25 protein-coding genes are annotated in these 24,179 nt (G+C 58.3%); 9 read left to right on the top strand and 16 right to left on the bottom strand.

The genetic code is table 11. The features are described from left to right. Positions 1 to 46 precede the first annotated feature (46 nt). The 5 genes from QMK58_RS09565 (at position 47) to QMK58_RS09585 (ending at position 2,768) form a co-directional block, all read left to right on the top strand. Entirely contained in the window at positions 47 to 763 is a 717-nt protein-coding gene (locus QMK58_RS09565) for an FKBP-type peptidyl-prolyl cis-trans isomerase (protein ID WP_053156940.1), read from the top strand. Positions 764 to 1,056: 293 nt separating this feature from the next. Further along, positions 1,057 to 1,512, top strand: coding sequence for a YkvA family protein (locus QMK58_RS09570; RefSeq protein WP_053156941.1), 456 nt, complete (start codon positions 1,057 to 1,059; stop codon positions 1,510 to 1,512). Positions 1,513 to 1,626: 114 nt separating this feature from the next. Next, positions 1,627 to 1,968 (top strand): helix-turn-helix transcriptional regulator, encoded by a 342-nt coding sequence (locus tag QMK58_RS09575; RefSeq protein WP_320396187.1) that lies wholly within the window; start codon positions 1,627 to 1,629, stop codon positions 1,966 to 1,968. Continuing rightward, positions 1,965 to 2,336: a hypothetical protein gene (locus tag QMK58_RS09580; protein WP_007898892.1), complete on the top strand. Its 372-nt coding sequence runs from the start codon at positions 1,965 to 1,967 to the stop codon at positions 2,334 to 2,336. Before QMK58_RS09575 ends, QMK58_RS09580 begins: the two co-directional genes overlap by 4 nt. Then, the gene (locus tag QMK58_RS09585; protein ID WP_053156946.1) at positions 2,337 to 2,768 is read left to right on the top strand and encodes a sel1 repeat family protein; all 432 of its coding nucleotides are present in this window, start codon (positions 2,337 to 2,339) and stop codon (positions 2,766 to 2,768) included. 221 nt (positions 2,769 to 2,989) lie between these two features. Here the strand turns inward: QMK58_RS09585 and QMK58_RS09590 are convergent, their stop codons facing one another. Then, positions 2,990 to 5,071: a carboxy terminal-processing peptidase gene (locus tag QMK58_RS09590; protein WP_172681811.1), complete on the bottom strand. Its 2,082-nt coding sequence runs from the start codon at positions 5,069 to 5,071 to the stop codon at positions 2,990 to 2,992. Between the two features lie 138 nt (positions 5,072 to 5,209). Here QMK58_RS09590 and QMK58_RS09595 point away from each other — a divergent pair, with 138 nt between their 5' ends. Next, positions 5,210 to 6,172: a zinc-binding dehydrogenase gene (locus QMK58_RS09595; protein WP_053156952.1), complete on the top strand. Its 963-nt coding sequence runs from the start codon at positions 5,210 to 5,212 to the stop codon at positions 6,170 to 6,172. A gap of 111 nt (positions 6,173 to 6,283) precedes the next feature. Here QMK58_RS09595 and QMK58_RS09600 read toward each other — a convergent pair whose 3' ends face one another. The 6 genes from QMK58_RS09600 to QMK58_RS09625 all read right to left on the bottom strand — a co-directional run bounded on the left by QMK58_RS09600 (position 6,284) and on the right by QMK58_RS09625 (position 11,593). Further along, positions 6,284 to 6,937 carry an HAD family hydrolase gene (locus tag QMK58_RS09600; protein WP_053156955.1) on the bottom strand — a complete coding sequence of 218 codons (654 nt, stop codon included), beginning with the start codon at positions 6,935 to 6,937 and terminating at the stop codon, positions 6,284 to 6,286. 34 nt (positions 6,938 to 6,971) lie between these two features. Then, positions 6,972 to 7,961, bottom strand: coding sequence for an ABC transporter ATP-binding protein (locus tag QMK58_RS09605; RefSeq protein WP_053156957.1), 990 nt, complete (start codon positions 7,959 to 7,961; stop codon positions 6,972 to 6,974). Further along, entirely contained in the window at positions 7,958 to 8,758 is an 801-nt protein-coding gene (locus QMK58_RS09610; protein ID WP_053156960.1) for an ABC transporter permease, read from the bottom strand. Before QMK58_RS09610 ends, QMK58_RS09605 begins: the two co-directional genes overlap by 4 nt. Further along, positions 8,745 to 9,581: an ABC transporter permease gene (locus QMK58_RS09615; protein ID WP_172681804.1), complete on the bottom strand. Its 837-nt coding sequence runs from the start codon at positions 9,579 to 9,581 to the stop codon at positions 8,745 to 8,747. The genes QMK58_RS09610 and QMK58_RS09615 overlap by 14 nt, the downstream gene beginning before the upstream one ends. Positions 9,582 to 9,586: 5 nt before the next feature. Continuing rightward, positions 9,587 to 10,393, bottom strand: a complete 807-nt coding sequence (locus QMK58_RS09620; RefSeq protein WP_053156965.1) for an alkaline phosphatase family protein — start codon at positions 10,391 to 10,393, stop codon at positions 9,587 to 9,589. Positions 10,394 to 10,528: 135 nt separating this feature from the next. Beyond that, positions 10,529 to 11,593 (bottom strand): ABC transporter substrate-binding protein, encoded by a 1,065-nt coding sequence (locus QMK58_RS09625; RefSeq protein ID WP_053156967.1) that lies wholly within the window; start codon positions 11,591 to 11,593, stop codon positions 10,529 to 10,531. A gap of 353 nt (positions 11,594 to 11,946) precedes the next feature. Here QMK58_RS09625 and QMK58_RS09630 point away from each other — a divergent pair, with 353 nt between their 5' ends. Beyond that, positions 11,947 to 12,660: a UTRA domain-containing protein gene (locus tag QMK58_RS09630; protein WP_053156970.1), complete on the top strand. Its 714-nt coding sequence runs from the start codon at positions 11,947 to 11,949 to the stop codon at positions 12,658 to 12,660. A 102-nt stretch (positions 12,661 to 12,762) separates the two neighbouring features. On the opposite strand, the gene QMK58_RS09635 is transcribed toward QMK58_RS09630, so the two are convergent. The 9 genes from QMK58_RS09635 to minC form a co-directional block, all read right to left on the bottom strand. After that, a complete protein-coding gene (locus tag QMK58_RS09635) occupies positions 12,763 to 14,919 on the bottom strand; it encodes a mechanosensitive ion channel family protein (RefSeq protein WP_053156973.1) in 2,157 nt (718 codons plus the stop codon). Positions 14,920 to 14,997: 78 nt separating this feature from the next. Next, entirely contained in the window at positions 14,998 to 15,174 is a 177-nt protein-coding gene (locus QMK58_RS09640) for a hypothetical protein (RefSeq protein WP_172681805.1), read from the bottom strand. Positions 15,175 to 15,328: 154 nt separating this feature from the next. Next, entirely contained in the window at positions 15,329 to 16,618 is a 1,290-nt protein-coding gene (locus QMK58_RS09645; protein ID WP_053156979.1) for a M18 family aminopeptidase, read from the bottom strand. Between the two features lie 97 nt (positions 16,619 to 16,715). Continuing rightward, on the bottom strand, positions 16,716 to 17,807 hold the full coding sequence (locus QMK58_RS09650) for a hypothetical protein (protein ID WP_053156984.1): 1,092 nt from the start codon (positions 17,805 to 17,807) through the stop codon (positions 16,716 to 16,718). Between the two features lie 104 nt (positions 17,808 to 17,911). Then, positions 17,912 to 18,754 (bottom strand): lipopolysaccharide kinase InaA family protein, encoded by an 843-nt coding sequence (locus QMK58_RS09655; protein ID WP_053156987.1) that lies wholly within the window; start codon positions 18,752 to 18,754, stop codon positions 17,912 to 17,914. A gap of 156 nt (positions 18,755 to 18,910) precedes the next feature. Next, positions 18,911 to 19,546: an RluA family pseudouridine synthase gene (locus QMK58_RS09660; RefSeq protein WP_053156990.1), complete on the bottom strand. Its 636-nt coding sequence runs from the start codon at positions 19,544 to 19,546 to the stop codon at positions 18,911 to 18,913. Positions 19,547 to 19,737: 191 nt separating this feature from the next. Continuing rightward, the gene (gene minE, locus QMK58_RS09665; protein ID WP_007974947.1) at positions 19,738 to 19,992 is read right to left on the bottom strand and encodes a cell division topological specificity factor MinE; all 255 of its coding nucleotides are present in this window, start codon (positions 19,990 to 19,992) and stop codon (positions 19,738 to 19,740) included. 3 nt (positions 19,993 to 19,995) lie between these two features. Continuing rightward, positions 19,996 to 20,808: a septum site-determining protein MinD gene (minD, locus tag QMK58_RS09670; RefSeq protein ID WP_008056976.1), complete on the bottom strand. Its 813-nt coding sequence runs from the start codon at positions 20,806 to 20,808 to the stop codon at positions 19,996 to 19,998. Positions 20,809 to 21,009: 201 nt separating this feature from the next. Continuing rightward, positions 21,010 to 21,747: a septum site-determining protein MinC gene (minC, locus tag QMK58_RS09675; protein WP_053157096.1), complete on the bottom strand. Its 738-nt coding sequence runs from the start codon at positions 21,745 to 21,747 to the stop codon at positions 21,010 to 21,012. A gap of 118 nt (positions 21,748 to 21,865) precedes the next feature. Between minC and QMK58_RS09680 the strand changes: the two genes are divergently transcribed. Beyond that, positions 21,866 to 22,798, top strand: a complete 933-nt coding sequence (locus QMK58_RS09680) for a lipid A biosynthesis lauroyl acyltransferase (RefSeq protein WP_053156993.1) — start codon at positions 21,866 to 21,868, stop codon at positions 22,796 to 22,798. 88 nt (positions 22,799 to 22,886) lie between these two features. Beyond that, positions 22,887 to 24,056: a patatin-like phospholipase family protein gene (locus tag QMK58_RS09685; protein ID WP_053156996.1), complete on the top strand. Its 1,170-nt coding sequence runs from the start codon at positions 22,887 to 22,889 to the stop codon at positions 24,054 to 24,056. Positions 24,057 to 24,179: the final 123 nt, after the last annotated feature.

The raw sequence follows: 24,179 nt of genomic DNA on the forward strand, positions 1-24,179 counted from the left end.
GCGGCTTTACTCGATTGCCCTTTAGGCGCATGAACAAGGAAATAGCATGAAACAGCATCGGTTGGCGGCGGCGGTAGCCCTGGTTAGCCTGGTACTCGCGGGTTGTGACTCGCAGACCAGCGTAGAGCTGAAAACTCCGGCGCAAAAAGCTTCCTACGGAATCGGCCTGAACATGGGCAAGAGCCTGGCTCAGGAAGGCATGGATGACCTGGATTCCAAAGCTGTAGCCCAGGGCATCGAAGACGCCGTCGGCAAGAAAGAGCAGAAGCTCAAAGATGAGGAACTGGTTGAAGCGTTCGCCGCGTTGCAAAAGCGTGCTGAAGAGCGCATGGCCAAAATGAGCGAAGAGTCGGCAGCTGCCGGCAAGAAATTCCTCGAAGAAAACGGCAAGAAAGCCGGCGTGACGACCACTGCGTCGGGTCTGCAGTACGAGGTTGTGCAGAAAGCCGAAGGCGCTCAGCCAAAGCCGACTGACGTAGTGACCGTTCACTACACCGGCAAGCTGACCAACGGCACCGTATTCGACAGCTCCGTCGAGCGCGGCAGCCCGATCGATCTGCCGGTCAGTGGTGTGATCCCGGGTTGGGTCGAAGGCCTGCAACTGATGCACGTTGGCGAGAAGTACAAACTGTACATCCCTGCGGACCTGGCGTACGGCGCACAAAGCCCGAGCCCGGCGATCCCAGCCAACTCGGTGCTGGTGTTCGACCTGGAACTGCTGGCGATCAAGGATCCGACGAAAGAAGACGCCGCTGCCAAATAATCAGCGACTGCTTCAAGTACAACGCCTCGCTCATGCGGGGCGTTGTTGCATCTGGCGTTCAGCGCAGGTAAACAAAGCGAACAGATGTCCCAAGCGAGAGTCATAGCCAATGTAGGCAACGGGGCTAGCTGCCTCGGCGTGCCAAGTCAATGAAATTATGGGATTTTTTCGATGGGCAAAAAACGCCCGATCTGAGCCGGGGCCTTGTGAAACGGGGCTTGCAGCCCTGAAAATCAGCTCTGTTCACAAGGTTATCCACAATTTGTGTGGATAACATTTCAACGGGAGGAATGATGAAAGCACCCTGGAGTTTCGCTCGTTTCCTGCCATTGGCCGGGCGCCTGCTCGCACGCGGGCGTTTGCCGACTTTGTTGTTCGCCGTAGCCAGCAAAGGCGCTAGCCAAGGCAATCGCCTGGGCAAGATCAAGGATGACCTGCGCTTGTTGCAGGCGCTCTGTCTGGCTTATTGGCGTGGTGAATATCGTGCCATAAGCCCGAAGGCCCTGGTTTCGGTCGTCGCCGGTCTGATGTATTTCCTCAGTCCGGTCGACGCCATACCGGACTTTCTGCCGCTGTTCGGCATGATCGATGACATTGCCGTGCTGGCCTGGTTGATGAAAGTGCTCGACGATGAACTCAATGCCTTCCGCGCCTGGCGCAAGCGTCAGGGGCCAGAGAAGCTCGCAGTGGTCGAGCGCCTGCCCGACAACCCGGAGCAGTTGCACCTTCAAGGCCCGAAAAAAAAATGAGCTGACCCCGTCTCGCCCATAGATTGATGCCCCCCGCGACCTTGGCCGCTGTTAGGATTACACTTCTAGGGAAAAGTGCCGACTCGCTAAGTGTTGTTGTCCTACGGGGTAGTCATGGATATTCAGATAATTACACGCGAAGGCGAACCCGAATATGCGGTTCTGCCATGGGCTCAGTATCAGGCTTTACTCAAAGCGGCAGGCATCAAGGAGCAACCGTCGCCTGAAGTCTCGAAGCTTCAAAAGGCAGCACCCGATCAGGTTCTTCCGGGCCTGGAAGAACTACGCAGTTTGCGCGAAGGGAAGGGCATCGCCATTGAGGCGCTGGCCCGCACGGTAGGCATCAGCCCGTCTTATCTGGCCTTGATCGAGAGTGGCGAGCGTCTGCCCGACGCCGCGATTCGCCGCAGCCTGGCCTGGGAGTTGACGGTGCCAGGGTGGAGGGATGAATCGTGAGCGTACGCATCAGTCGTCAACATTGGGACGGATTGCTGGGGGAGCTGGATCAGGCGCGCCGTCAGCGCCATCTCCTGACTTATCGGGCACTGCTGGAGCGTTTGCAGTTGCCGACCCCAGCCATGCAAACCCTGACGGCAGCCCTTGAGCATTTGGCGGCGCTCGATGCCCGGGCCGAACAGCCGCTGCGCAGTTCGTTGGTGATCAGCCAGGGTGCCAGCCGTTTGCCGCGTACCGGTTTCTTCGAGTGTGTCGAGCGCCTGGGGCGTTTTTCAGGTCCCTCCGACGGCGTTGCCGCAGCGTCCTGGCATGCGTCGGAAGTGGTGCGGGTATTTGAATACGAATACCCGGAATCGGCAGAGGCCTGAGTGTTTCTGCAATTAAAGGCACGAGCCGGCTATTGGCTCGCGCGCAGGCTGTTTCACTGGTCGTGGTTGGTTCGTCAGCCGCGAGGCTGGCGCTGGCTCGAAGGCCAGTTCGCCCGTATGGCCAATCTGGGTGATGTCGGCGCTCAGAGCTTCTATGGGCACATCCTGACCTTTCGCGGTGTTGGCCTCGGTGCTCGTGAGGAAGGGGTGCGCTTGTTGCGTCTGGCGGCCCTGGCGGGGGATGGCAAGGCGGCTTATCAGATGGGCGTGATCAGCTTGGCGGGGACGCCGGCCAAGGCACCGGATCCGGGTGAGGCGGCGCGGTTCTGGGCGTTGGCTGCAAAGGCCGGACATCCCTTGGCGCCAATCAAATTGAAAGAGCTGCAAACTTTCTGCTCCGACGATGACCTGAAATCAGTGCCCCCTCTCTAACCGGTCTGTTCAGAAAGGCTGCTGATCGGCTGGAGCAGGCTGTGCAAACCGCTGAGCCAGGATTGAGCTCAAGCACTCAGCTGTTCGGTGGGGGCATGGCGATTTCTGGCAAAAAAAAGACCGGGGGTGCCTTTGATATCAAAAGCACGCCCAGTCCCGTATTACACAGCACAACGATGATTATTTGATGACGCTCCGAGGAGCGTCGACATCAATTGCCGTTAGTGCTTGGCCACTGCCGTATTGAGTTTCAGGTAGTCCAGCAGGATCCGCCCGGTTTCGCTCAGGTAGGCATCGTCTTCTGGCTTGGTCTTGTCATCCTCGGCCGCGATCGCATCCTCGTCTTCTTTCTTCAGCTCTTTGAGCGGTTCTTCGCCCTTGGCCTTGCGACGGATGTTTTCCATGACCAGTTGCTTGGCTTCGATGTCGGCGTGTTGGGCACGACGTTCGGCTTCGTTGAGGCTGACGGTTTTCTCGGACATCAGCTTCTGCGCCAGTGCCAGTTTGTCGCGGATGAACACGAACTCCGCGTCCTTGGCTGTACGTACGTCATGCTCGGATTTGAGCTGCGAAAGGTACGGCTTGAACGGGTCGGCCGCTGGCTTGATGGCGGCGCGGATGGTGTCCCACGGCATGGCTTCCGGCAGGGCACTTTCACCGATTTCCTTGGTGTCGATGATCGACGGGTAGTCGATGTCCGGCAAGACGCCTTGATGCTGAGTGCTCTGGCCGGAAACCCGGTAAAACTTGGCCAGGGTCAGCTTCAGTTCGCCATGGTTGAGCGGCTGAATGGTCTGCACGGTGCCTTTGCCGAAGGTCTGGCCGCCGATGATCAATGCGCGGTGATAGTCCTGCATGGCGCCGGCGAAAATCTCCGAAGCCGAGGCGGACAAGCGGTTGACCAGCAACGCCATCGGGCCCTTGTAGAACGCCCCCGGGTTTTCATCTTCAAGTACATCGACGCGCCCATCGGCGTTACGCACGAGCACGGTCGGCCCTTTGTCGATGAACAGGCTGGTCAGCTCGGTGGCCTCTTGCAAGGAACCGCCGCCATTGTTGCGCAGGTCGATGACGACGCCGTCGACTTTGTCTTTCTGCAACTCGGTCAGCAGCTTCTTGACGTCGCGGGTGGTGCTCTTGTAATCCGGGTCGCCAGCGCGAAAGGCTTTGAAGTCCAGGTAGAAGGCCGGGATCTCGATGACGCCGAGCTTGTAGTCCTTGCCGTCCTGTTTCAGGTTCAGCACCGACTTCTTCACGGCCTGGTCTTCAAGTTTTACCGCTTCGCGAGTGATCGGCACGATCTTGCTGGTCTGGTCGTTCGGCGCATTGCTGGCCGGGATCACTTCCAGGCGGACCACGGTGCCTTTCGGGCCACGGATCAGCTTGACCACTTCGTCCAGACGCCAGCCCACCACATCGACCATTTCTTTGTTGCCCTGGGCAACGCCGATGATCTTGTCGGCCGGAGCAACCTGCTTGGTCTTGTCGGCAGGGCCTGCCGGCACCAGGCGCACGACTTTCACCTGGTCGTTGTCGCTCTGCAACACCGCGCCGATGCCTTCCAGGGACAGGCTCATGTTGATGTCGAAGTTTTCCGCGTTATCCGGCGACAGATAGTTGGTGTGCGGGTCGTAGGACATGGCGAAGGTGTTGATGTACGCCTGGAAGATGTCTTCCGCGCGAGTCTGGTCCAGGCGCGCCAACTGGTTCTTGTAGCGCTTGGTCAGGGTTTCCTGGATCTGCTTGGAGTCTTTGCCGGCGATCTTCATGCGCAGGACTTCGTCCTTGACGCGTTTGCGCCACAGGTCATCGAGCTCTGCGGTGGACTTGAGCCACGAGGCGTCCTTGCGGTCGATCAGCAAGGTTTCCTTGGTGGTGAAGTCGATCTTGTCGACGCCTTTGTTCAGCTCGGCAAGGGCGAAGTCCAGACGCGCCTTGACGCGGTCCAGATAGCGCTTGTAGATGGTGAAGCCGGCGTTGAGGTCGCCGCTTTTGAGGAAGTCGTCGAACTGCGTCTTCCACTTGTCGAATTCGGCAATGTCGCTGGCCATGAAATAGCTGCGCGACGGATCCAGCAGCTTGAGGTAGCTGTCGTAGATGATCACCGAGCGCGCGTCATCGAGTGGTGGCTTGCTGTAGTGGTGGCGCTTGAGCAACTCCACGACGTTCAGGCTGGCGATCACTTCGTCACGATCGGGCTGAAGCTTGTCCCAGCTATTGGCTGCGAATGTATTGCTCGACATCGGCAGCAAGCCGATACCAATGAATAAGGCGAGGGCGGTGCTGGGGAACAAATGCTTCATGCTGATTCGACGCGGGGACAATTGATAACGCATATTAGGCCGTCTTTGAAGTCGCCGGTTCTTTGGGAGCCGGTCGCATAATGCAAAAAGCCCGGCGCTATAGCTTCGGGCTCAGTCCAGACTCACTATGGAGGCACTGTGAAAGCATTGCAAGGCGTTGACGGTCAAGTGGTGTGGGTTGATGAGCCGAGTCCTACGTGCGATGTAGGGCAAGTTCGCATTCGAGTGTCGGCAGCAGGTCTCAATCGCGCCGATTTGTTGCAGAAAGCAGGCCTTTATCCGCCCCCGCCAGGGGCAAGCCAAGTGCTCGGTCTAGAGTGTTCGGGGGTGATCAGCGAGGTCGGCCCGGGAACGTCATGGAAGGTGGGCGATCGGGTTTGCGCCTTGCTGGCCGGGGGTGGGATGGCCGAAGAGGTGGTTGTCGACGGGCGGCATGTGCTGCCGGTTCCCGACGCAATGACATTGATCGAGGCGGCGGCATTGCCTGAGGTTTATGCAACAGTCTGGCTGAATTTGTTTCAACTGGCTGCGCTCAAACCCGGTCAGAAAGTTCTGCTGCACGCCGGGGCAAGTGGAATCGGTTCAGCGGCCATTCAGCTGTGCAAGGCGTTTGGTAACCCGTGTTGGGTCAGCGTCGGGTCCGCAGAGCGTCTGGCGTATTGCGAGGCACTGGGGGCGCAGGGCGGTGTGGTGCGCAACGGTGATCTGGAAAGTCTCAGGGATCTCGGACCGTTCGATGTGATCCTCGACCCGGTGGGCGGCAATTACGCGTCGCTGAACCTCAAACTCCTGGCTCAGGACGGGCGTTGGGTGCTGATCGGATTGATGGGCGGGCGCGAGGCCAAGCTCGATCTTGCTCAGGTGCTGGCCAAGCGTGTGCAATTGCTGGGCTCAACCTTGCGCACTCGCGATGATCAGTTCAAGGCTGATCTGTTCAGTGATTTGAGCCAGCATGTCTGGCCGTTGTTTGCCGAAGGGCGGTTGAGTCCGCAATTGGCCAGGACTTTTGCGATCAAGGATGCGGAGGCCGCGTTTGCCGAGTTGGCGAGTAACAACGTGGCGGGGAAAGTGGTGTTGGTGATTGATGAAAGCCTGAGCTGACAACACTGGACCTGTAGGAGCGCGGCTTGCCCGCGAAGACGTCGTGTCAGTCAATGGATCGTTGAATGACACACCGCTTTCGCTGGCAAGCCAGCTCCTACAGGTTTCGGGTTACTTCCAGTGATGGATCGGCCAGCCAGCTTTTTCGGCGTGCTCGAGCAACACCGGATCAGGGTTGACCACATGCGGGTAATCCACCTTCAGCAACAGCGGTAGATCATTGCGTGAGTCGGAATAGAAACTCGCGCCTTCAAGGTTTTCCTCTTCTGCATCCAGCCATTCCAGCAAACGGGTGATCTTGCCTTCGCGGTAGGTCAGGGTGCCGACGGTATGGCCGCTGTAAACCCCGTGGGCGACTTCCAGTTCGATGCCGAGGATCTCGTCGATACCCAGGCGCTCGGCGATGGGGCCGACCAGGTGGGTGCCCGAAGCGGAGATCACCAGAATCCGGTCACCAGCCTTGCGGTGCGCCGCAATGGTTTTGGTGGCGTCGCTGAAAATGATCGGTTCGATGAAGTCTTCAACCCAAGGCCCAACCAAATGCTCTACTTCGGCGGGGGTACGTCCGATCAACGGTTCCAGGCTGAAGGCCATGTAGTCCTCCATCGCCAGGTGGCCCCGGCCGTAGGCGTCCATCAATTCCTTGTCGCGACTCAGGAACGATTCACCGTCGACCCAGCCGAGGCGGACCATTTGTTCGCTCCACAGCGAAGCACAGTCGCCGTGGATCAGGGTTTCGTCCAGATCAAAAATTGCCAGGGCCATCAGTGCAGTTCTCTCTTCAGCGTCAGCAAAGTCATCAGGCTACCTCACACAGGGCCGTCGGATCGATGGAAAGCGCCAGGCGCTGACCGTCGGGATGCAGGTCGGCCGCCGAGCGATTGAGTACGTCCACGACCAATTCCACGCCCCGGGCTTCTACCCGGTAGCGAATCACGTTACCCAGCAAGCTATGGCTGCGCACTTGCGCGTCCAGTTCGCCGTTAAGACTCAACTCGATGGCCTCCGGGCGAATCGCGATGCGCTTGCTGATCGGTCGTTGCAGCAGTTTCGAGGCACTGTCGGCGTCCAGCAGGTTGTAGTTGCCGATGAAGCCTGCCGCGAACACATCCACGGGGGCAGTGTAGAGGGTTTCAGCATCGCCGCTTTGTACGATCTTTCCCTGATTCATCAGGAAAATCCGGTCAGACATCGTCAGGGCTTCTTCCTGATCGTGTGTGACGAAAATCGTGGTCAGGCCCAGCTCGCGCTGAATCTGACGGATTTGTTCGCGCAAGTGTTTGCGAATTCGCGCATCCAGGGCCGACAGCGGCTCATCCAGCAGCAACAGGCGTGGTCGGGTCACCAACGAGCGGGCGAGGGCGACGCGTTGGCACTGGCCGCCCGAGAGCTGATGAGGGTAACGCGCGGCGAACTCATTGAGCTCCACCAGTCTGAGCACTTCGGCGACGCGTTTCTGGCTGTCATCGGCATTGACCTTTTGCATGCGCAGACCGAAGGCGACGTTCTGCTCCACGGTCATGTTGGGGAACAGCGCATAGCTCTGGAACACCATGCCGATTCCGCGTTTTTGCGGGCTCAACGGCACGAGATCGAGATCATCGAGCAGGATTTTGCCGCCATCGACCGAAGTCAGACCGGCAATGCAGCGCAGCAGCGTCGACTTGCCGCAGCCGGATGGGCCGAGCAGGGTGACAAATTCGCCTTTTTGTATTTCGCAATTGATGTCGCTGAACACCGTGGTGCCCGCGTAATTTTTCTGAAGATGTTGGACGCTGACATAGCTCATTCGCTTTTGTCCCTGTTCAAGATATTGGCGATCCAGGTCAGAACCAGCACAAAGAAGAAGTAGGAAATCACCAGCGCACTGGTGAAATGGCCGCTGCTGTTGCGCATGTTATTGAGATAGACCTGCAGGGTTTCGTAGCGGGTGCCGACGAGGATGTTGGCGAACACGAATTCACCAAACAGAAACGAGAACGACAGCAGCAGGGCGACCATCAGGCCCTTGCGCAAATTGGGCAACACCACCAGGAAAGCCGCCTGGAAGGTGCTGGCACCGAGCAATTGGGCGGCGTCCATCAAGTCGCGCAGGTTGATCGCCTGCAGGTTATTGGTGATCGCCCGGTACATGAACGGCAAAGCCACCGTGAAGTAACAACCGATCAGGATCCACGGTGTACCCACCATTGCGAAAGGCCCCGATCCGTAGAGCTGCAACAGTCCAACCGATGACACTACGGGCGGTACGGCGAAGGGCAGCAAAATCAGGATATTCATCAGCACGTCGAGTTTCGGGAAGTGGTAGTGCACGACGAACAGCAGCGGCAGAATCAGCACCACCGACAGAATCAGCGCGCCAACGCAGACCAGCAATGATTGACCGAACGCATGCAGAAAGCGCGGATCGCTCCACAACTGGACATACCACTTGAAGGTGAATCCGCTGGGCAGGATGGTCGCCGACCAACTGCTGGCGACCGAGTAGATCAGCGTGCCGAGCAGTGGCATTAGCAGGATCGCAAACAGCAGATACACCACGATGCGGTGGTAGACGCCGGCAGGCCCCAGTTCAGCGCGAGACATGGTAGCTCCTCTTCAGCAGCAACTGATGCACGATGGTTACCAGGGTCATCAAGGCCACCAGCACCACGGCCAGGGCACTGGCCAGATTCGGGTCCAGTGAAATGTCCCCCGAGACCATCGCCGCGATTCGGATCGGCAGCACGTTGAAGTTACCGGTGGTCAGGGCGTACACCGTGGCGTAAGCCCCAAGGGCGTTGGCCAGCAGAATCACGAAGGTGCCGAGCAACGCCGGGGTCAGCACCGGCAGGCCGATGTGCCGCCAGAACTGCCAGCCGCTGGCACCGAGCAGCGCGGCGGACTCGCGCCAGTCCTCGCGCAGGGCATCAAAGGCTGGATAGAGCAGCAACACGCCGAGTGGTATCTGGAAATAGGTGTAGAGAATGATCAGCCCGGTTTTCGAGTACAGGTTGAAATCCTGAATGATTCCGGCCTGCTTGAGCATGATGGTGAAGCTGCCGTTGAAACCGAGCAGGATGATGAATGCGAAGGCCAGGGGCACGCCGGCGAAGTTGCTGGTCATGTTGGCGAAAGCGTTGACGAAATTGCGCAGCTTCGAATCGACCCGGCGCAGAGAATAAGCGCCGAGCACTGCGATGATGATCCCGAACACGCTGGACCAGAGGCTGATCTCGAGACTGTACTGGATCGCCTGCAGGTAAAACTTTGAACTGAAGATCCTGGTGAAATTAGCCAGGCCCCAGCCGAACTCTTCCGATTCCAGGCTGTTGACCATGACCCAGATCAGCGGGGCGATTTCGAACACGATAAAGAACAGTGCAAAAGGTACCAGGCACAGGGCTGCCAGGTATTTGCTGCGGGTCATGGGACTCACTTCACAAGCTCCCGGCAGACCGGTTTGTCGTGGGGCACACCCAACAGTTCGCAAACAGTACCGCAGATGTCGGTCTGCTTCGGTTCGGCCTCGGCATCGAAACTGAAGGCATCCCCGAGGACAAACAACGGCACTTCGCGCTCCTCCGGGAGCAAGCCATTGTGGGAGCGGTCGTTGTTCATGCCGTGGTCGGCGGTCACCAATACCTGATAACCGGCGTCGAGCCAGCCTTGCAGGTAGTCGGCCAGAATAATGTCGGCCGATCGGGCGCTGTTGCGGTACTGCGGGGTGTCGAGGCCGTGCTTGTGCCCGGCGTCGTCGATGTTCATGGGATGGATCAGCAAGAAGTTCGGAGCATGGCGCAGGCGCAGGTTCTCGGCGTCGGCGAACAGGTGCGCGTCCGGGTAGTGATCGCTCCAATAGAAATGCCCGTGCTGGATCGGCAGTGTCGGATCGTCGGTATGACGGTCCCGCGCAGCCACGAAAGGCGAACGGTTATACAGCTCGCTGACCCAGTGGTAGGCCGCCGCCGCAGTCGTCAGACCGGCCTCGGTGGCGTAATGGTAGATGCTGCGTTGATTGGACAGGCGCGAGACATGGTTGTGGACGATGCCGCTGTCGATTGGGGTGACACCGGTCAGGATGCATTCGTACAGCGGCCGTGACAGGGCCGGCAGTTCGCACTGCAGTTTGTAGAGTGCTGCGCGTCCTGCGCCGACGTAGGCCTGCAGGTGTCCCATGGCGTGGCGGGCGACCTCGTAGTTGAGGCCGTCGAGCACGACAAGGATGACGTTGTGCTTCATGGGGAATGGGACTCCGCAAAACGTGAAAAATCGTCAAGCCTGTAGGAGCCGACTTGCTGGCGAATGCATCGCCGCGGTGATCAAACAGACCGCAGTGTCTGGATCGCCAGCAAGCCGGCTCCTACAGATGCAGCATTACTGCATGTTGATAATGACTTCTTCCTGCCACTTCTGAGGAAGGGCCTTGGAGGTCTTTTCCCATGCGTCCGCGTCTTTGATCGGCGTGACCTTCTTGTACTGCTCGTTAGGCAGCAGTTTGGCCTGCACCTCGGCTGGCAGGGTCAGGTGCTCGGCCCGGATCGGACGGGCGTTGCCTTTGGCGAGGTTGATCTGGCCGGCGTCGCTGAAGATGTATTCGCGGGTCAGCTTGGCGGCGTTCGGGTTTTTTGCGTACTTGTTGATGATGGTGGTGTAGCCGGAAATCACCGAGCCGTCGGACGGGATCAGTACCACGTAGTCATCGGGGTTGGCCATCTTGGCCTTGTAGCTCAAACCGTTGAAGTCCCAGACCACGCCGACTTCGATTTCACCTTTTTCCATGGTGGCGATGGTCGGGTTGGCCATCGACAGGCGACCTTGCTTGGCGATGTCAGCGAACATCAGCAAAGCTGGCTGAAGGTTCTTCTCATCGCCGCCGTTGGCCAGTGCCGCCGCCAGAACACCATTGGCTGCCTGTGCAGCGGTGCTCACGTCGCCGATGGAAACCTTGTATTTGCCGGTCTTGAGGTCAGCCCATTTGGTCGGTGCTTCGGAGCCGTGCAGAAGCTTCTTGTTGACGATGAATGCGATGGTCCCGGTGTAGGCCAGCGCCCAGTTGCCATCCTTGTCCTTGGCCCAGGCGGGCACCTGATCCCAGGTCGAAGGCTTGTATGGCTGGACCACGCCTTGCTTGACCGCGATCGGACCGAACGCGGCGCCCACATCACCGATGTCGGCGCTGGCGTTATCTTTTTCGGCTGCGAACTTGGCGATTTCCTGGGCCGAGCTCATGTCGGTATCGATGTGCTTGAGGCCGTATTTGTCGCTCAGGTCTTTCCAGGTGCCGGCCCAGTTTGCCCAGTCGTCAGGCATACCAACGCTGTTGACGGCGCCTTCCGCTTTCGCAGCGGCTTCCAGGGTTTTCAAGTCATCTGCCGCCATGGCGGCGGTGCACATTGCGATGGTCGAGCCTAACAGTGATGCCAGGAAAAGCTTTTTCATTCCGAAGCTCCTTGGGTCGTATTCAACGATGCGATTGCGGTTCGTGTTGGTCTAGGTCAGCAATACCTGAGCCAATCTAAGGAGCCTGGATGACACTTTGATGTCGCTCGTCGTCCGGGCAGGACTCTTATCGCCAGGTATCACTAGGGGCCAGCTAAGCGTAGACCATGGCCAAGGCCCCGGAGTACAAGGGACTTGGCCGATCTATTGCAGGTCCTTGATGCGACCGTCGGGCGGCTTTGTCATCTCTCGGTCATCTGCACTGCCTACGCTTGCACCCTATTAAATGAACCCCGATCTCAGTGCGGTTCCGCCCCGAAACAGTGCTGGTCTAGTCCAGATAGGTAACGTTGATGCGCGATGAGGCAACAAAAGCGGTGACAGCCATCGGCCAAGTGCTTCAGGAGCAACTCGACCATGGCTTGCTGGCGCCCGGCAGCAAGTTGCCGGCCGAGCGTAAACTCAGCGAGTTGTTCGGCACCACGCGCATCACGGTGCGCGAAGCGTTGTTGCAGTTGGAATCGCAAGGGCAGATTTATCGCGAAGAGCGCCGGGGCTGGTTCGTGTCGCCTCCGCGTCTGGCGTACAACCTGATGCAGCGCAGTCACTTTCACGCGATGGTCAGTGCGCAGGGGCGTGAACCGTCAACGGAAGTGATTTCGGCGCGCTTGCAGCCAGCGTCGGCGGCAGTCTGTGCCTGGCTGCAATTGCCGGCGCTGTCGAGCGTAATCCAGGTTTGCCGTTCACGGCGTATCGATGGGCGACTGGTGCTATACGTGGAGCATTACCTCAATCCGCAGTATTTTCCGGGGATTCTCGATTTCGATTTGAATCAATCGATCACCGAGCTGTATGCACGGCACTACGATTTGCATTACGGGCGGGTGCGGTTTGAAATTGTACCGACGGCGTTGTCGGTGGACGCGGCGGCGGCATTGAAAGTGTCGGTCGGCAGCCCCGGCCTGCGGATCGCCCGGGTCAACTATGACCAGCATGAACGCTTGATCGACTGCGATCTGGAGTTCTGGCGGCATGATGCGATTCATGTCGGTGTCGATGTGGTCTGACGCTGCTTTTGTAGGAGCTGGCTTGCCAGCGATGAGGCCATAACATTCAACCTCTTCGTTGGACGTTAAACCGTCATCGCTGGCAAGCCAGCTCCTACAGCGTTACTCATTCTGCGGACCGCCACCGGCCGTGATCACCTGAATACTCATCCGCGGTGTCGCCAGATCCAGTCCGGCTTCATCCATGTGCCGTTTGAGTGACAGGTTGAACGCTCGCGATACCTCCCATTGCTTGATCGGCGCCGTCTTGAACCGGGCGCGAAGTATCGCATTGCCGGATTCGAAGCTTTCCACGCCCTGAAACTCCAGTGGCGACCAGATATTGCGTCGCTGCAGCGGGTCGGTACGCATCTTCTGGCCGACGTCGCGCATCATTTTGATTGCGTTATCGATGTCCATGTTGGCCGGCACCGCTACCCGGAAAATCGCGTAGCCGAATTCTCGCGAGTAATTCTTGATGCTTTTGATTTCGCTGAATGGAATGGTGTGGACGATGCCATCGATATCACGCAGGCGCACGGTGCGGATGGTCAGGCCCTCGACAGTACCGAGGTGGCCGCCGACATCCACGTAATCGTCGATGGCCAGGGAGTCTTCAATGATGATGAACAAACCGGTGATCAGATCAGCTACCAGCGACTGGGCACCAAAACCGATGGCCAGGCCGATCACGCCGGCACCGGCCAGCAGTGGCGTGACGTTCATGCCCATGTTCGCCAGGGCAACGATCAGCGCGATGATGAAAATTGCCACGAACAGCACGTTGCGGATCAGCGGCATCATCGTTTGCGCGCGGGCATTGGCAAGGCCTTTGCGCGATCGGGTCAGGGCGTGATGCACCGCAGTGTCGCTGAGAATCCAGATCAGCCAAGCGAATAGCAACGTACCGGCGAGGCTGAACAGCTTAACGCTGACTTCATGGCCGTCGCCTTCGGTGAAGCGGATCAACGACATGCCCCAGACCCGCAGGCCGAGTTCGATGAAGCTCAGCCATACGAGCATATGCGCGATGGTGTAGAAGAAGTTTTTCAGGCGTTCGGAATAAAACGCATGACGCTTGATGCCGCGCTGCGGCTTCAAGGCATGGCGGCGCACGAGTCCGTTGATGACCATGCACAGCACCAGCAACACCGTGCAGATAAGCGATTGACGCAGTGCTGTGCTGGTATCGCCCGCCGAAATGAATGTGGCGAACAGTGAGATACCTACCAGCACAAGGGCAGGCACGTACCAGAAGGTGCCGAGAATCGAGAGGGTGTCATTCAGGGCTCGGCGGGTCAGACGTCGTGACAGCGGCTGATTGCGGATCAAATGGGCAATGGGTCGGCGGAAACGCAAGATGAACAAGCCCGTGGATAATGCGGCCAGGACGTTGGCGATGGTTGCGGCGGTATGCGCCAGATGGCTGCCGAGGCTGTCGATCAATCGCGGATCGCTCAGGGCTTCACCAAAAGCGGCGAAGCTGCCGATCAACCACAAAGGCCGAAAGGCCTGGTGCCGCAGGATATACAAGGCACGGTGGCGGTGCGGGCCGTCGAGCAGGGAAAAGGCAATCACGCAGATCGCCGAGAAGCAGGTGCCGACTACCAGTGCATAAGCGAGCACCATGGCCAGGCTTTTACCCAGGGACGAGGGCAGGGCGTAACTCATGTAGACCGTGATGACCAGGGCGACCAGCCACGGACCGAGCTTGCGCAACGCAAAGCGCAACATGTCCAGGGCCTTTGGGTGCTGCGGCAACTCTTCGGTCAGGCCAAAGCGCATGCGCACGCGATGGCTGAGCCAGATCAATGCGGCAGCCAAAAGGCTCCAGACCATCAGAATCATGGCAAAGGCAAAAAACACGGGCAGCCACTCATTGGCCGGGAGTGCCAGTGCGCTCAGCTCTTCACTGGCCAGATCGAGCTCGCTGGACCAGCGAGTCAGAGGACTGTCCTCACCTGACAGTTTCTTCTCGAGATCGGCCAGGGTTCCACCAATCAAACCCAGTACGCCTTCTTCGGCGACAGGCTGGGCTTTTTTGGTGGCGTCCCGAAGTTTTTTCAGGTCCGCCAGCAGCTTGGTTCGCTGCTGATCGTTCTCCAGTGACTTGATCACTTCATCCAGGGATTGCCCCAGCGGCTCCTGTGCTTCGGGCTGGGCCTTGGCCTGGCTGTTGAGCAGGCCGGGCAAACCGACCGCATTGGCAGGCGCCATCGGCAGCAGCGTCATCAGGCAGACAAGGAAGAAGCAGGGCAGGGCGAAAAGACGAGCGAACACTAGGCGGTCAACCTCGCAAGGAGCGGATCGACCGAGTGTACGAGCCCGTCTAAATCAATGCGAGCCGGGTGGGAGGATTTATTCGTTGAGTTTGGCGAGGATCTTGAAAATGACCGTGGCCAGAATCGTTAGCATGCCGATCCACATGGCGAACACGCCGGCATTTTTGTCGCGAAAGTTGAAGCCGATAGCCAGCATGAGCATCCCGGCAAGAATCGGGATCAGCATGGCTTGAAAGGTAGACATCGAGATCATGAAGACAGCCTTGTCGAAGGTATATTTGAAAGTCTAGGTGGCTTTTAAACAACGGGTGATGATGTGTGCAGGAGCTGCCGTAGGCTGCGATCTTTTGATCTTTATCGGAACAACAAAATCAAAAGATCGCAGCCTACGGCAGCTCCTACAGGTATTACGGCAACTCTTGGCAGGCGTAGAACGCGCTCAGCACTTTGACCAGGTGAGCCAGGTCGTGGCTGCCGCACAGTTCACGGATCGAGTGCATCGCAAACGTCGGCAAACCGATGTCTACGGTGCGAACGCCCAGGTGGCTGGCAGTGATCGGGCCGATGGTCGAGCCGCAACCCATGTCGCTGCGCACCACGAAACTTTGCACCGGTACTTCTTCAGCCATGCACAGGTGGCGGAAAAAGCCAGCGGTTTCACTATTGGTGGCGTAGCGCTGGTTGCTGTTGACCTTGATCACCGGGCCGGCGTTGAGTTTCGGGCCATGGTTGGCGTCATGCTTGTCGGCGTAGTTGGGGTGTACACCGTGGGCGTTGTCGGCCGAAACCAGCAGGGATTTCTGAATGGTGCGTACGAATTCGTCACCTTCAGGCAGCAGGCGACGCAGGGTTTGTTCGAGCATCGGGCCATCGGCACCGCAGGCCGAGCACGAGCCGACTTCTTCGTGGTCGTTGCAGACCAGCACGCAGGTTTCGTCGGTATCGGCCGTGAGCAGCGCTTGCAGGCCGGCGTAGCACGACAACAGGTTGTCGAGGCGCGCACCGGCGATGAAGTCACCGTGCAGGCCGATCACCGCGGCACTTTGGGTGTCGTAGAAGCTCAGCTCGTAATCAAGCACCACGTCAGCGTTCAAACCGTGCTCACGGGCCAGTTGATCAGTGAGCACAGCGCGGAAGTCCACGCGTTCGTCACCGGCAAATTGCGCGAGTATCGGTGGCAGCTCGGTCTGGGCATTGATCGCCCAACCCATGTTGGCCTCACGATTGAGATGGATGGCCAGGTTCGGAATGATCGCGATGGGGGCTTTGAAGTCGATCAACTGACTCTCGACCTTGCCATCACGGCGGAAGGTCACGCGGCCCGCCAGGGACAGGTCGCGGTCGAACCACGGGGCCAGCAGCGCACCGCCATAGACTTCGACGCCCAATTGCCAGAATCCCTGCCGTTGCAGCTCTGGCTGTGGCTTGACGCGCAGGCATGGGCTGTCGGTGTGGGCGCCGACCAGGCGAATGCCATCGTGCAGCGGCGAGTGGCGGCCCATTTTGATCGCGACAATTGAAGAGTCGTTACGGGTGACGTAATAGCGACCATTGGCTTCGGTGTGCCACGGTTCGCGTTCGTCGAGGCGTTGATAGCCTGCCGCTTCCAGTCGCTGAACCAGGCTGGCGGTGGCATGGAAAGGGGTAGGGGAGGCCTTGAGAAAATCGATCAGGCCTTGGTTCAACTCTTCGCGCATAAATAGCTCCAGACAGCAATGGTGCCAGTTTAACGCATTGGCCCGGGGCATTGGGCAAGAGCTTTCGCAACCGTTTAGCGCACGTGTCTCGAGTCGGTTACTGTTTCATTCGCTCGCGCAGGTAGGCGATGATGGTCTGTTCGTCGGCGGCCTTGGTTGGCTTGGGCAGGTGTTTTGGCCAGCGATCCTTTTCCGGGCCGAAGAACCTTTTCTGCTGTTGTTCATCCCAGCGCAGAATTTCTCGGGAGGCAGACTCCCACCATTCATGGCGGCACACTTCGTAATATGGATGGTCGGGGGCAGCGCTTCCGTACAACAGGTGGCGACCGACTTTTTTCATGCCATCGCGTTTATTGCGCAACTTCCATTTGATGCGCAGGCGCTGCCATGGTGACGGGATAGGTTTGCAACGTGGTACTTCCGTGCAAAGAATCGCAAGCTCGGCACGGAACTGTTCACCATGGCGGGTGAAAAAATGCTTCTGCATCGCATGGAAGAAGCGTTTTTCGGCGAAGTAGTGATAAACGAATTTTTTCGCTTCCCGAACCGGCTTGTCGCGCATTGCGAATGACAGGGCGATTTGCTCGATGGTATGGATGTCGAAAGTGTCCACAGTCCATTCATCGATCAGCCTGATCGTTTCCTCGAGCAGCGGCGTATCGCTGCTCGTGACACCGCACAGACCGCTGTTGTAAAGCTTGAAGCTGTTTTCGGATGAGATCCCGTAAGCTTGCAGGCAGCGGCCGAGCTTGATGTAGTCCGGGCGCTCGCAGACGTAATGCCAGTCGTATTCGAAACGGTCCATTACATACTGGCCCGGCTCGATACGCTCGAAGACGCAATGGGGCGACTCCAGAAACAGCGTATCGGTGTCGACGAACAGCGTCTTTTCAGCCAGTTTCAGCCCCTGCGCGATGGCGCAGGCCTTGCGTCGATGGTGGTAGCCGTTTTCACCCTGCCAGTCGATCATGGTCTGATCGCTCAGAGTAATGACATCGACCGGCCAGCCGTCGTAGTCCTGCGGGCGATCCGTCATGATCCGGATGCACAGCGATTCCCCACGCTTGAGGTGCGAGAGTGCCGTGAGCATGCTGAATTTGGCTTCGCGCCGGTACACATCCTGGTTGCCGTAGATGAGGTAAAGCAACTGGGATGGTGACTTTTTGAGGGGACTCAGTGCTTCATGCATAAGCAGCTCCTGGCAGCGAATGCCGGAGTTTAGCGTATCTGCCTGTTGCATTGCAGGTGTACAACTGTTTGTAGTTTGTAAGGGAAAAAGCCCCGGAGCTTCCTTCAACCGGTGATCAGGTTGCCATGGAGGAATATGTCTCGACGTTGCTTGCGTCCGACATGTTCATGTTTGCTTGGGTGGTAGATTTCGTCGAATTTGCGCCGTGAGAGATCCGGAAACTTTCGGATATATTCATCTACCAGGCGATCATAGTCGGCTTCGGTAATGAGTTTGTAGATCTCTCGACTGTAAAAAAAACCTAGCTGGAAGCCTAGCGTTTCGCTGAAGTGAGCGGTCTGTCCGGCGAAACAGTTTTCGAAGTCAATGGCTTTCAGCGAGTGCTGCGACTTTTCCGGGATCATGACGTTGCCCACCCAGAAATCCATGTGCGTGATGTTTTTTCGGGACAGGGAGTGCAACAGTTCGAATGCACTGCGAATGAAGGTTTCGACGTATTGAGGATGGCGTTTGAGCCATTGCGCGCCGTCGATATAGTCATTGAGCAGGCGAGTGATAATGAAGTATTCCTGGGTTAGACCCAGTCTGTTTCTGGTATATCCAAAGCCTTCCAGCGGTGGCATTTCCACGCCTCGACGCTGCGCTTCATGAGTATTGATCAGTTCTTCAAGTGGCCAGTCGAATCGACCATTGCGTTGCGCTTTGCCCAAGGTTACCCGGACTTTCGCCTTGAATGAATCCAGCGGCTGGACTTTCGCAAATAACGGCTTCTTACCGATGGCCAGCGGTGCGCTTGCACGATTGAGTTTTTGCGCGCGTCGTTTTTTGATGAGTTGTTCGAAAGCCAACCGCGCTTCGCAGCTGGGCTGTTCACTCAAATGAAGGGTGGTGTTGCCGAAAACGAAGGTGACGGGGTAATGGCATTGAAGCGTTTTACTGCTGAACACTAGGGCATCCTGCGTGATGTCTGGATGCCATCATTTTACGTATTATTACAAAATTATGACAATTTTTTCACGCCGTTTTCATTTTTGGCAGTCAGTCCTGGCCAATCAAAACGCCCTTCAATGGAAGGGCGTTTGCGGGTAGGGCTCAAGTGCTAATCAAAAAGGCGCGGGGCACTCGAAGCGCAAGCGTTCGCCACTTTGCGGGTGCGTGAAGCTGAGCATGCTCGCATGCAGACACAGGCGCGGCCAGGCAGCCAATGCTTGCTCATGGGCATAGAGACCGTCGCCCAGCAGCGGATGGCCAATGGATAACATGTGCACGCGCAACTGGTGGGAGCGGCCGGTAATCGGAGTCAGCTCGACACGGCACCAATCGCCGCAACGCTCCAGTACTCGCCAGAACGTCAGGGCATGTTTGCCGAACTCATGATCGACCACGTGACGTGGTTTGGTCGGCGGGTCGTAGCGCAGGGGCAGGTCGATACTGCCGCTGTCCAGTTCCGGTTGACCCCAGCACAGGGCGGTGTAGGCCTTTTCGGTTTCACGGTCGTGAAATTGCCGGGATAGTTCGCGATGGGTGTCCGGGTCGCGGGCCAGCAGGATGATGCCGGAAGTCTCCCAGTCAAGCCGGTGGACGATTCGCGCTTCCGGGTAGCCGTTTTCCTGCAGACGGGTAATCAGGCAGTCCTTGTTGTCATCAGCCCGGCCAGGGACGGAGAGCAACAGGGTTGGTTTGTTCACCACCAGTACGGCGGCGTCCTCATGGAGGATATGGATATTGGACAGCGGCATTAAAACAGCCTCGTAACAAACGCCAACGGCGGTTCGATCATTTGACGCCCTGCTTGTAGGAGCTGGCTTGCCAGCGATGGCATCAATGCGTTGTAAGAGTTACAACGCGCTGTTTGCATCGCCGGCAAGCCGGCTCCTACAAAAAAGGGGCGCCCAAATGATCGAGCCGCCGTGGCTCCAGCCGGATCGACTCAGCGATCTGGCAGGGTGATATTGAGTTCCAGAATCGAGCAGCTGCCCTGGCTTTCCAGTGCGACGTGCACGTCATCGGACCCGATATTGACGTACTTGCGAATCACCTCGACCAGTTCCTTCTGCAAGGCTGGCAGGTAGTCCGGGGTGCTGCGTTGGCCGCGTTCGTGCGCCACGATGATCTGTAGACGCTCTTTCGCTACCGACGCGGTGCTTTGCTTTTTGTTGGCACGAAAGAAGTCAAAAAGGTTCATTGCTTAGTTGCCTCCAAACAGGCGCTCGAAGAATCCCTTCTTCTGTACGTCGAGGAAACGATGTTCCACGGTTTTGCCCAACAGGCGGTCTACGGTATCGCTGTAGGCCTGGCCGGCATCGCTCTGGTCGTCGAGAATCACCGGAACGCCCTGGTTGGATGCCTTGAGCACCGCCTGGGATTCAGGGATCACGCCGAGCAGGGCCACCGAGAGGATTTCCTTGACGTCTTCCACGCCGAGCATTTCGCCTTTGCTCACACGTTCAGGGTGGTAACGGGTAATCAGCAGGTGTTCCTTGATCGGGTCTTCGCCGCGTTCGGCGCGACGGGACTTGCTGGCCAGCAGGCCGAGCATGCGGTCCGAGTCACGTACCGAGGAGACTTCCGGGTTGGTCACGACGATCGCTTCATCGGCGAAGTACATGGCCAGGTGGGCACCTTTCTCGATGCCGGCCGGGGAGTCGCAGACCACGAACTCAAAGTCTTCCTTGAGTTGCATCAGGACTTTTTCCACGCCTTCGACAGTCAGCGCGTCTTTGTCGCGGGTCTGGCTGGCGGCCAGGACGTAGAGGTTTTCCAGACGCTTGTCTTTGATCAGGGCCTGTTGCAGGTTGGCTTCGCCGTTGACCACGTTGACGAAGTCATACACCACGCGGCGCTCGCAACCCATGATCAGGTCGAGGTTACGCAGGCCCACGTCGAAGTCGACGATCACTGTTTTGTGGCCGCGCAGAGCGAGGCCGGTACCGATAGCGGCACTGGTGGTGGTCTTACCCACACCACCCTTGCCGGATGTAACCACGAGAATCTTGGCCAAGGTGTTTCACCCCTAAGGAAAAAGGACTTTTAGCCCCTGAAAAACATCTCTTGAAAAACTACTGCAGTCGGACAGCCTTGGCTGGAATCCGGTTTTGAGCGGCGTTTACCCCCGGTAAACACTGCTTTCGGCCTTTTTCCTACTTCGTTTGAGCCGTTTTCGCTACGTTTCAGAGATGCTTGGAAAATGCGGCAGTATCCGTTAAAGCCGAATGATGTTCAACACATCGCCCGACAGGCTGACCTGCACGCCCGAACCCCACAAAGGGTCGCGGCGCAGATCTTCGGAAACCTTGTAATGACCTGCAATCGAGATGAGTTCAGCGCTCATTTGCTGGCAGAAAATCCTGGCCTTCTTGTCGCCCTTGACCCCAGCCAGCACGCGACCACGCATCGGGCCGTATACATGGATGTTGCCATCGGCGAGAAGTTCCGCCCCCGGACTGACCGAGGAGATGACCACAAGATCGCAGCCCTGGGCGTAAATCTGCTGGCCACCCCGTACGGGCGAGGTGATGATTTTTGTCGGCTTGATGGTGGGCTCGGGCGGTTTTTCCGGTTTTTTCTTCGGTTCGCCCTCCGCCAGGTCCAATGGGCGCTCCCGTGCACCGGACGGGGGCAGCACCGGCAAGTCGACTGCGATGGCGGCGGCGATGTCTTCGATGCGGCTGGCACGGATCGCCAGGGTACGCAGACCATGCTGGCGACAAACGCGCATCAGCCCTGGCAGGTCGATAGCACCTTCGTTGGCCGGGAGCTTGTCCAGGGCCAGTACCAGCGGCGCGTTGCTGAAGAAGTTGGGCGCTTGGGCAACCTTGGCGGCCAGTTGCCGATCAAGGCTTTCCAGGTCGTTACGGGCCAGTTCCAGCACCGTAATGGCCAGCATGCTGCCCTTCAACTGGAACACGGGATCTTGGTCTAGCGGTTCGGTTTGGCTCATGGTCGGCATACAACGACTTGTCACTAAAAGTGCCGAGACTTATAACGAGAACGCCCGCAGGCCGCAAGCCGGGTCGAACGATGTAGAATGCGCGGCCATTGTCATTCCGGAAGCTTTAATGGACCGCCCGCGTTTTCAAAAAGCATTTCTAGCTCCACGTTTCTGGCCGCTGTGGTGTGGTCTGGGGCTTTTGTGGCTGATCGTTCAGTTGCCGTATCCGGCATTGCTGTGGATCGGTCGTGTCCTGGGCGCTCTGATGTATCGAGTGGCCGGCGACAGACGGCGCATCGCCAAGCGCAATCTGGAACTGTGCTTTCCTGAAAAGACCGCTGCCGAGCGCAAACGTCTGCTCAAGGAAAACTTCGCCTCTACGGGCATCGCCTTTTTCGAGATGGCGATGAGCTGGTGGTGGTCGCGCAAGCGCCTGGCGAGCCTGGCTCACATCGAGGGACTGGAGCATCTGCAGAAGGCCCAGCGCGAGGGCAAGGGCGTAATTCTGATGGCGCTGCATTTCACCACGCTGGAAATTGGTGCGGCGCTACTTGGTCAGAAGCACACCATCGATGGCATGTACCGCGAGCACAAGAACCCGCTGTTTGACTACGTCCAGCGCCAGGGGCGTGAACGGCATAACCTCGACTCGCTGGCTGTAGAGCGCGAGGACGTGCGCGGCATGCTCAAGTTGCTGCGTTCGGGCCGAGCGATCTGGTACGCACCGGATCAGGACTACGGCGCCAAACAAAGCATCTTCGTTCCGCTGTTCGGCATTCAGGCCGCTACAGTGACGGCCACCAGCAAGTTTGCGCGGTTGGGCAAGGCGTTGGTGGTGCCTTTCACCCAGGAGCGTCTGGCCGACGGTAGTGGTTATCGCCTGGTGATCCATGCCCCTCTCGAAGGCTTCCCCGGCGAAACCGAAGAGGACGATTGCCTGCGCATCAACCAATGGATCGAAAGTGTTCTGCGCGAGCACCCCGAGCAATACCTGTGGGCCCATCGCCGCTTCAAGAGCCGTCCGCCGGGCGAACCCAAGTTGTACGCCAAGCGCGGTTGAATGCCGAGACCCTGTAGGAGCGAGCTCGCTCCTACAGGGGAAGAGGTCGAAACAACGAAACCCCATCAAGCACCATGGAGAGTTGCGCATGAGTCCAAGCGAACCGGTCACGGGTTTGATTCTTTCCGGCGGCGGGGCTCGGGCGGCCTATCAGGTGGGTGTACTGGCGGCGATTGCGGAATTGCTGCCGCCGGGTGCGAGCAATCCGTTTCCGGTGATTGTCGGCACCTCGGCAGGTGCGATCAATGCCGTCAGCCTCGCCAGCGGGGCGATGGACTTTCGCGGTGCCATCGAACGTTTGACGGCGTTCTGGCAGGGCTTTCGCAGTCATCGGGTGTTGCGCAGCGACTGGCCCGGGGTAATCCGTCAGGCCACTCGATTTGTCAGTCATAGCTTGTTGGGCATCGGCGCCCAAGTGCCGGTGGCGTTGCTCAACAGTTCGCCGCTGCGGGATTTGCTCAACGAAAAGTTACACATGAACGGCATCGCCGAAGCCATCGCGCAACAGCAATTGCAGGCCGTGGCGGTGACTGCATTCGGCTATGAGTCTGGTCAAGCCGTCACCTTCTATCAGGGTGGCGGCAAGATTGACGCCTGGTTGCGTCATCGTCGGATCGGCGTTCCCACGCGGTTGTCCGTTGAGCATTTGCTCGCCAGTTCAGCCATTCCACTGTTGTTCGCCCCGGTGAAAATCGGTGAGGAGTACTTCGGTGATGGCGCCGTACGCCAATCGGCGCCGATCAGCCCAGCGCTGCACCTGGGTGCCAGTCGGGTGCTGGTGGTGGGTGTCAGCGGCAACCCGCGTGGCGTCGACCCTGAGCAACCCTTGCAGCGCACCTGCACCGGTCAGCAGCCCACCCTGGCGCAGATCGGCGGGCACATGCTCAACAGTACGTTCATTGACAGCCTGGAAAGCGATATCGAATTGCTGCAACGCCTGAACCAGTTCAGTCACCTGATACCCGACGGCACGCCGACCCGCGCATTGGGCGTGGCACCGGTGGACGTATTGGTGATTTCACCGAGCCAGCCAATCGACGAGATTGCCGCACGCCATCGCCAGGAGCTGCCGGCGGCTTTGCGCCTTTTTCTGCGCGGGCCGGGTGCGACCAAGACTAGCGGGGCAGGGGTGTTGAGCTATCTGTTGTTCGAATCGGGGTATTGCAGCGAATTGATCGAGCTGGGGCGACGCGATGCGTTGGCCAAGCGCGGGGAGTTGTGCCGGTTTCTCGGGCTCTCGGTGGCAGAGACTGTTTGAACTGTCAGATCTGACAGTAGATGTCGTCAGGTATTTCCATCAGATTGAACCCCTTTGGCAGAGGGTTCGAAGATGGCGCCTGCGCAATGGATTGATGCTCACACACCGAGCGTGTCGGTGGTG

This window comes from Pseudomonas sp. P8_241 (genome assembly GCF_034008315.1).
Lineage (GTDB): Bacteria > Pseudomonadota > Gammaproteobacteria > Pseudomonadales > Pseudomonadaceae > Aquipseudomonas.